1 protein-coding gene is annotated in these 732 nt (G+C 79.6%); it reads left to right on the forward strand.

Annotation, left to right across the window (positions count from 1 at the left end; genetic code table 11):
• Window positions 1-644 (forward strand): CBS domain-containing protein (locus tag AAHZ94_RS34805; protein WP_349997656.1); only part of this gene is annotated, 644 nt, incomplete at its 5' end.
• Window positions 645-732 lie beyond the last annotated feature (88 nt).

Below are 732 nucleotides of genomic sequence, written 5' to 3' on the forward strand. Positions count from 1 at the left end.
GGGGGGCCCCGGGCGGGGCCCCCGGCCCCGGGGGGGGCCGCCGGGCCCCGGCGTCCGCGCCCCGGGGGCCCCCCGGCGCCCTGCGGCTCTTCCGAGTGGAGCCGAAGGACGAGGTGGAGGCCGTCTTCACCAGCGAGCAGCTCACCGACCTGATCGCCGACTCCCGGCAGGCGGGGCTGCTCGCCCCCGACGAACAGGAGCGGCTGGCGGACGCGCTCGTGCTGGGCACCCGCCCGGTCACCGACGTACTGCTCGACCCGGCGACGCTGGTGACGGTCGATCCCGCGGTGACCCCCCGGCAGGTCGAGGAGCTGACCGTACGCACCGGCTACTCGCGCTTCCCGGTGCGCGGCCCCGGCGGCGCGTTCATGGGCTACCTGCACGTGAAGGACGTACTCGACCTGGAGGAGCGGGAGCGCGCCGTGCCGCAGCACGTGTGGCGGCCGATCCACACGCTCCGGGCCGAACTGCCGCTCGACGATGCGCTGACCGTGCTGCGCCGGGCCGCGGCCCACTTGGCGGCGGTCAGCGACGCGTCGGGCCGGGTGATCGGGCTCGTCGCCCTGGAGGACGTGCTGGAGATGCTGGTGGGCGAGGTGCACGACCCCGCGCACCGCTCGTCGGCGCCCGCCGCACGCGGCTGACCACCCCGGGGGGGGGGGGCCCCCCCCCCCCCCCCCCCCCCCCCCCCCCCCCCCCCCCCCCCCCCCCCCGGGCGGCCCCCCCCCCCCC

Origin of the sequence: Streptomyces sp. HSW2009, from assembly GCF_040240285.1 — a bacterium.
GTDB lineage: Bacteria > Actinomycetota > Actinomycetes > Streptomycetales > Streptomycetaceae > Streptomyces.